The 4,628-nt window shown below is 71.9% G+C and carries 7 protein-coding genes; 2 read left to right on the top strand and 5 right to left on the bottom strand.

Going from position 1 to position 4,628, the window contains the following annotated elements; all coding sequences use genetic code 11:
* Nucleotides 1–446: hypothetical protein (locus ACFWEP_RS00035; protein ID WP_387362952.1), on the top strand; the 446-nt coding region annotated here is incomplete at its 5' end.
* A 37-nt stretch (nucleotides 447–483) separates the two neighbouring features.
* Here ACFWEP_RS00035 and ACFWEP_RS00030 read toward each other — a convergent pair.
* Genes ACFWEP_RS00030 through ACFWEP_RS00010 form a run of 5 tightly spaced genes read right to left on the bottom strand, consistent with a single transcriptional unit; the run spans nucleotide 484 to nucleotide 3,952 of the window.
* Complete coding sequence (locus tag ACFWEP_RS00030) at nucleotides 484–1,149, bottom strand: response regulator (RefSeq protein WP_387362949.1); 666 nt, start codon at nucleotides 1,147–1,149, stop codon at nucleotides 484–486.
* A complete protein-coding gene (locus ACFWEP_RS00025; RefSeq protein ID WP_387362946.1) occupies nucleotides 1,146–2,381 on the bottom strand; it encodes a sensor histidine kinase in 1,236 nt (411 codons plus the stop codon). Before ACFWEP_RS00025 ends, ACFWEP_RS00030 begins: the two co-directional genes overlap by 4 nt.
* An 8-nt stretch (nucleotides 2,382–2,389) precedes the next feature.
* A complete protein-coding gene (locus ACFWEP_RS00020) occupies nucleotides 2,390–3,025 on the bottom strand; it encodes a cytochrome b/b6 domain-containing protein (RefSeq protein ID WP_387362943.1) in 636 nt (211 codons plus the stop codon).
* Nucleotides 3,009–3,752 (bottom strand): molybdopterin-dependent oxidoreductase, encoded by a 744-nt coding sequence (locus tag ACFWEP_RS00015; RefSeq protein WP_387362940.1) that lies wholly within the window; start codon nucleotides 3,750–3,752, stop codon nucleotides 3,009–3,011. The genes ACFWEP_RS00020 and ACFWEP_RS00015 overlap by 17 nt, the downstream gene beginning before the upstream one ends.
* A complete protein-coding gene (locus ACFWEP_RS00010; RefSeq protein ID WP_387362937.1) occupies nucleotides 3,749–3,952 on the bottom strand; it encodes a hypothetical protein in 204 nt (67 codons plus the stop codon). Before ACFWEP_RS00010 ends, ACFWEP_RS00015 begins: the two co-directional genes overlap by 4 nt.
* Nucleotides 3,953–4,383: 431 nt before the next feature.
* Here ACFWEP_RS00010 and ACFWEP_RS00005 point away from each other — a divergent pair, with 431 nt between their 5' ends.
* Entirely contained in the window at nucleotides 4,384–4,593 is a 210-nt protein-coding gene (locus ACFWEP_RS00005; protein ID WP_387362934.1) for a DUF6243 family protein, read from the top strand.
* The last annotated feature ends 35 nt before the right edge of the window (nucleotides 4,594–4,628 follow it).

Below are 4,628 nucleotides of genomic sequence, written 5' to 3'. Positions count from 1 at the left end.
CCGCTAAGAACTACACCGTGCCCACCTCCCTGTGCGGCATCACTGTCGACCCCGCGCAGGTGAAAGCAGCGTTACCCGGCGGGGAATCCGTCACCTCGGCGATCTCGAAGCCGAACGGCGGGACGACCCGCTGCGTCGTCTCCGTGGACGGCACGGTGGCCCTGCGTCTCACCCAGGCGTGGTGGGGAAGAGGGGAGACCGCAGTGACGGTCGCAGCGGCGTACTCCTACACGGACGGCGGAGAGAGGTCGGACGACTACCGGTTCGTCTGGACCGGCAAAGCCGGTGTGGGCAAGACCGCTTCGTGTAAGTCGTCGGAACACCCGGATTTGGACCTCTTCACGATCATCCAGGTCCTGGACACCGGCATCGACGACAAGACGGCCATGAAGAACCTGATCACCAGCTACACCGCGGCGGTGGACAAGTCGGCCGCCTGCGAGTGACCCGCGCGCGGTGAGGATGCCCCCGCGCGGGGCCCGTTCACCGTGCGGGGTGGACCAGGCCGCCCTCGTAGGCGGCGATGACCAGGTGCGCCCTGTCCCGCGCTCCCAGTTTCACCATGGCCCGGTTCACGTGGGTCTTCGCGGTGAGGACGGAGATGCCGAGGTGATCCGCGATCTCGTCGTTGGACAGACCGGTGGCCGCCAGCACCACCACCTCGCGCTCGCGCGCAGTCAGGCTCTCCAGCGTCGGGGCGGTGGTGCGCTGCGGAGGCGTACGGGCGAGGAAGCGCTGGATCAGCGACCGGGTCGCGACGGGTGACAGCAGCGCGTCGCCCGCGGCGACCGTCCTGATCGCGTCGATCAGCTCCTGGGGGTGGATGCCCTTGCCGACGAATCCGCTCGCCCCCGCGCGCAGCGCCTCCGCCACGTGCTCGTCGGTCTCGAACGTGGTCAGGATGAGCACTTTCACTCCGGGCAGATCCTTGTCGGCGGTGATGATCCTGGTGGCTTCGATGCCGTCGAGACCGGGCATGCGGATGTCCATCAGCACCACGTCCGTCGGACGCTGCCGGACCTGGTCCACGGCGTCCCTCCCGTCGCACGCCTCGCCGACGACCTCGATGCCGGGGGTGGCCTCCAGCAGGATGCGGAAGGTTCCTCTCAGGAGCGCCTGGTCGTCGGCGAGCAGTACCCGGACACTCATTCGCCCTCCCGGGGGCAGTCCTGTGCAAGGGTGTTCGAGGCGAGGGGCAGGAGCGCGTGCACGCGGAACCCGCCTGCCGTCCGCGGGCCGTGGCGCAGGGTTCCGCCCGTCGCGCGTACGCGCTCCGTGAGGCTGATCAGCCCCAGGCCTGTGCCGGGGCCGGGGCCCGGTCCGGTGCCGCCGTCGTCGGTGACGGAGACCTCCAAGCGGGCCGGGTGGTGGGCCGGGTGGACGGCGACGACCACGGAGACCCGGGCGTCGGCCACGTGTTTGCGCGCGTTGGTCATCGCCTCCTGGACCACCCGGTAGGCGGCCAGGTCGGTCAGCGGCGGAAGGGGGGTCGGCGGCGTGTCGTACCGGGCTTCCACGCGCAGGCCCGCGTGGCGGAACGAGTCCAGCAGCGCGGGCAGGTCACGCAACCCCGGTGCGGGGGCGAGGGGCTGATCGGGCTCGTCCGTCTGGCGCAACAGGCCCACGGTGGCGCGCAGTTCGTCGAGTGCCGCCCGGCTGGTGTCGCGGATCTGTCCGAGGGCCTCGTAGGCGCGCTCGGCGTCCTGCCGTACCAGGTGGTGGGCCACTCCGGCCTGCGCGTTGACGAGGGTGAGGTGGTGCGCGACGACGTCGTGCAGTTCCCGGGCGAGGCGCATACGTTCGGCCACGACCCGCCGGTGCGCTTCGTCCTCCCTGGTCGCCTCGGCGTGCTCCGCGCGTTCCCGGTAGGAGGCGAGCAGTTCGCGCCGGCTGCGTACCGCGTCCCCGACCGCCGTGGGCAGTTGGGTCCAGGCGAGAAGGGCGAGGTTGGACTCCACGGCCGAGAGCTGTGGGCGTACGAGGAACGCGGCGACGGTCATCGCGACGCCCACCGCCGCGCTGGTGCGCACGGCGGTGCGGCGGTCGGTCCGGGCCGCGAGCAGGAAGAGTGCCGCGACCGCCGGTGCGGGCGGGGGCGGCATGTCGGGGACGAGGGCGAGGAGCAGCACGCCGGTCGCCGCCGTGGCCCACACCGTCGCGCGCGGCCATCGGTGGGCGCCCAGCACCAGCAGGCTGCAGAGTGCGGATACCGCTCCGGCCGGGCGGAGGGCGGCCTGCCCCTGCTGCGACGTCAGCATCATGACCGGTCCGGTGATGAGTACGCAGCAGACCACAGCCACGGCGTCCACGGCGAACGGGTGCCGGGCCGGACGGTCGGCGAGGTTCCGCACCGCCGACCGGATGCCTGTGACGGGTGCCATGTTCCTCCTCACGGCTCCCGGGCGGCTGCGGGCGCCGGGTTCTCCTCCTCCCACAGCGGGTGGTGCGCTCGGGCCCAGTCCCGTGGGACCTCCCCGGTGCGCAGCCCGCGGCGGGCCTGCGCGTCGCGGACGGCCATCCGGATGTGGCCGAGGACCAGGGCGGCGACGAGCAGGGCCAGCCAGTCGTGGACGAACGTCGCTCCGGTGCGCCACAGGAGGGGTGCGAGGCCGGGGAACCACATGAGGAGCCCGGTGCCGATCATGACGAGCAGGGCTCCGGCGAGGACGTTCGCGTACAGCTTCTGCCCGGCGTTGAACTTTCCTGCGGTACGGGGCCGCTTGCGCAGGCCCGCCCGCACCCAGCCGCGGTCGTGCGGGCCGAACCGGTTGAGGCGGCTCAGGTCGGCGCGGAACGCGCGCGAGACCAGGCCCGCCAGGAGCGGTACGGGCATGGCGATGCCCGCCCACTGGTGCACGGTCACCAGCAGCCGCCGCCGGCCGACGAGCTCGGCGAGCGTCGGCAGGTAGAGGAGGGCGGCGGTGACGAGTGCGGTTCCCACCAGTGCGGCCGTGCAGCGGTGGATCCAGCGTTCGGCGGTGGTGAACCGTCGTATCAGGTCCGGGTGTTCAGCTGGTGGGTTCATCATCGCGTCCGTTCGACTCGCCGACCCAGCCGTCCACGTCGTAACCGTACCGCTCCCAGTAACCGGGCTGGACGCGGTCGGTGACGGTGATGCCGGACAGCCACTTGGCCGACTTGTAGAAGTACATCGGGGCGGCGTACAGGCGCACCGGTCCGCCGTGGGCGGCGGTCAGCGGCTCGTCCCGCATCTCGTAGGAGACCAGCATGTCGTCGCGTCGCGCCTGGTCCAGGGTGAGGCTCTCGGTGTAGACCCCGTCGAAGCAGGTGAACCGCACGGCGCTCGCTTCCGGCCGCACTCCGCAGACGTCGAGCAGGTGGGAGAGCGTGACCCCGGTGAAGGCCGTCTCGGGCACGCGCCAACCGGTGACGCACTGCACGTCCCGCACCAGGCGGGTGCTCGGCATGGCCGTGAGTTCGGCCAGCGTGTACGAGGCGGGGCGGTCCACCAGGCCGTCCACGGTCAGCCGGTAGTCCTCGGCGGAGCGGTGCGGCACCTTGTCGGCGACGGAGTAGAAGCGGAAACCGCCGCCACCGGGCAGCACCGAGAAGAGGCCGGTGGGGTCCTTGCTCGCCACCGAGGCGAGCGTGTTGTCGAGCCCGCGCTGAATGGCCGCGCCCCCGGCCACGCCCAGGGCGCCGAGCCCCAGTGCGCCGAGGATGATCCGCCGTCCGACGGGCCGCTCCTCGCCCTTCCCCCGGGCCGGTCCGCCCGCGCCGGTCCCGGTCACCGGCTGCCCGCCCGCAGTTTCCTGAGGCCGCTGATCAGGAGCGTCAGCCCGACGACGGCCACGACCAGACCGATGACCAGCCACTGCGATGCGCCGGACATCACCTTGCTGTTGTCCATGGCGCCGGAGCCCTGCAACGACCACACCACCCCCACGATGAGCAGGACCGTTCCGACCAGTGGCCGTACCCACTTCTTCATCCGCGCTCCCTTTCCGTCCGCACGCGACCCTGACGCGTGCCGTCGTGTCCCCTGACGTGTGCCGGCCGTCGTGTTCCCCCGACCCGTGCCGTCCGGCAGGAACAGTCTCCCCGCGAACCGTCCTTTGGCGGTCATCCCCAGGGACGGAGTCGGGCTACCACCGCCACGGTGGGCGTCCGCCCGCGTACCACGCCCGTGGTACACGGCAGAGGGTGCGGGACCGGCCGGCCGGAGGGCGGATGCGTGCCGCGGGCCCGGCGAAACGACTGGCGCGCGGGGCCGACGGGACCGGGTAACGTCGTAGGCATGTTCTTCCAGAATCTGATGTACGAGTGAGAGCGTGACGGGCCCCCGCTGACGTCCCTCGACGCGCCGCGCCCGTCCCCCACCGATGCATCCGTAGATCACTTCACATCATTCCGGGAGAACCCGTGAGCAAGAACATCAACAACCCCGTGGGCATGGGCGGCGGCCAGCGCAAGCGGCAGTCCCGCACCGAGCGCCAGAACAACGGTCCGCACCGCAACCTCGACCGCCAGGGCGCCGCCGACCAGAAGGCGGAGCTGGTGCGCAAGATGCGCGAGAAGGCAGCCGCGGCCGAGGGCGCCCCGCAGGCGGACGACGCCACCGCCCAGAGCTGACGCACCGCACCGCCCTCGGGCGGTGGCGAGGAGGC

This window comes from Streptomyces sp. NPDC060198 (assembly GCF_042728415.1).
GTDB lineage: Bacteria > Actinomycetota > Actinomycetes > Streptomycetales > Streptomycetaceae > Streptomyces.
This window is presented reverse-complemented; position numbering and strand designations above follow the sequence as displayed.

Coding starts and splice junctions, on each gene's coding strand:
- ACFWEP_RS00030 (WP_387362949.1), bottom strand. CDS start 1,149: ATGAGTGTCCGGGTACTGCTCGCCGACGACCAGGCGCTCCTGAGAGGA.
- ACFWEP_RS00025 (WP_387362946.1), bottom strand. CDS start 2,381: ATGGCACCCGTCACAGGCATCCGGTCGGCGGTGCGGAACCTCGCCGAC.
- ACFWEP_RS00020 (WP_387362943.1), bottom strand. CDS start 3,025: ATGAACCCACCAGCTGAACACCCGGACCTGATACGACGGTTCACCACC.
- ACFWEP_RS00010 (WP_387362937.1), bottom strand. CDS start 3,952: ATGAAGAAGTGGGTACGGCCACTGGTCGGAACGGTCCTGCTCATCGTG.